This is a genomic window from Thermogutta sp. (assembly GCF_014359955.1).
Classification (GTDB): domain Bacteria; phylum Planctomycetota; class Planctomycetia; order Pirellulales; family Thermoguttaceae; genus Thermogutta.
Genome location: NZ_JACIYL010000772.1, coordinates 1 through 2,064 on the forward strand (window position 1 = coordinate 1; position 2,064 = coordinate 2,064).

Annotated in this window: 1 protein-coding gene; it reads right to left on the minus strand. The window is 59.9% G+C overall.

Going from position 1 to position 2,064, the window contains the following annotated elements; translation table 11 throughout:
• Positions 1–147: 147 nt before the first annotated feature.
• On the minus strand, positions 148–2,064 hold a 1,917-nt coding region (locus H5U08_RS16820), incomplete at its 5' end, for a hypothetical protein (protein WP_297035722.1).

The following is a 2,064-nucleotide window of genomic DNA, read 5'->3' on the forward strand; positions in this document are numbered from 1 at the left end:
TGATGACAAGAACCAGGCCTACCGATTCCAGAACTGCTTTGGCCAGCGCTGCCGGAGACTCGTTTTTCAGGGCTCTTCCCCGCAAATCCTCGGGGTTCCACTGTGTTCCCGGGGACAGGTCGAGCTCCTCAAAAGCCCGTCGATCGATCAGGAAAATGACCGTTCGCAACCGCGGGGGAGAGTCGTACACTTTGTCCACGACTGCATCAGAGAGGAGGTCTCGCCAAAAAACGGCACGTCGTTTACTACCAGAAGCGGGGACGCTACAGTGCCCCGCCCCTCCGGTTTCCCAGCGGCCCCAGCAGGCGGAAACGCCTGCGCCGCCGAGCCCGCGGGCTGAGAATTCCCTTCGTCAGACGCAGACAGCAGGGCGGCGGCGTTCTCTCCGAAGGATTCCAGAAATTGCTGGGCTCGCCGAAAAGACAAATCCGGCGGCGGCAACGTGGGATCGAACAGGGCACGGTTCAAGCGATCGGGAATAAACAGGGGTTGATCAGGAGGACGCCACAACGGGCCAAAGAGCCTGCTGGCCCAGGCACTCGGGTGAAAACCCCAACTGAGAAACTCACGCTCGCACAACGGCTGATATGCGGGCGGTGTCCACACAGTGGCCCGCCAGTGGTAGACCGGAAAATCGGGAACCAGACGCCCCAGATGGACCAGATCAGCAATAAAGCCTGTCCGATCGGCAAATCGTTCCCAGATGACGAGTCGGCGCTGGCCTCCTTGTGGCGGGATGACCACCTCCAATTCCGAACCGGCTTCCTTTGGCCGCGTCTGCCACGTCATCGGCTGGCCATCCAGCGTTACCGCCATTTCCAGCGGGTTTCCCTCATTCGAGGACCGCGCGAACACGGCACGACCTCCCTGCGGACACGAAATCTCGAAAACGTGCCATCGCTCAATCGTGCCATGACAGTCCAGCCGATAGGCGACGCTCGCGCTCATCGCCCAAAGGGGAAGGGGTATTTTCCCATTTTCGAGAAACAGGCGCAGCTCGGGCAGTTCGTTAATCCCCACGGAGGTGCCGCCCTCGTAACGGTACGTGGCAAAAACAGGCAAAGATCGAGGCTTGCCCCGCTCCTCGGCTACCGTCCGCAAACCCTGTGTGGTCCAGCGGAGACCGGTAAGATCTTCGCCGCCCCCTGTACCCACGAGATGCAGCACCCCGTCGAAGCGAACGGCTTCGGGAAGTATCGGCAACGGTACGGGACCGGACTCAAGGGGACCTTCTCGCTCGGCGACCAGGGTAACCGGTTCGCGGATGGCCCGTGGAAGCAAGACCTCGCACACCTCCGCACTGTTTCTCAGCCGAGCGTCCTTCACTGGGTCACTTCGCAGAGCGACCGCGCGGCCGTCCTTATCTTGCCACTTCCAGTGCCAGGTTGATTTCCCGGACGGGGCAGTCCAAAAAACGCGGATGCGATCGAGATCGCTCTGGTCAGGTTGAATCGACACCTCATATCTGACCGTTAGTTCTTTATCCCGAAAGGCAAGGACGCCCGAAACCTGAGCCAGAAACCGCCGCGGCCGCGTCATACGGTGAAACTCGCACCGCGGAAGAGGTGAGTCAATTTCGAAGACGGTCGCATTTGGAGGCAGGGCTGCCCAGCTCCGAAGAGAATCCACCGTAGCCTGGGGAACGCCGGGCAACGGCGGCTGCGCATCAATTTGAAAATTCTCGCGCAGCGAAGTCGCCAGACGGATCGATCCATACATCTGATGTTTAGTAAACGCTGTCTGAAAGCCGAACGGCATGATCCGGTGCAAATCGAGTCGCACACAATTTTCGGGCAACTTTAAGGAAAGAACCACGGTGAAAACGGCGGATGTCTCCGACGAGAGGGGCTTTCGCAGGTGGATCATAAGCGTGCCGTCGCCGGCGTTTTCCGCAGGGGGATTCCACTGCCAATCGTCCACAATGTCGTCGGGCGTTGCTGTTACCTCCTCGACACTCCACCCGTGCCCGACGCGGAAGGGAATTTGAAATACTTCGCCGGCGGTGCAGCGGACGGCGGTTGTCATCTGGGCCTTCAGAGTATCTTGGTCCCAGGTCCAGTTCAC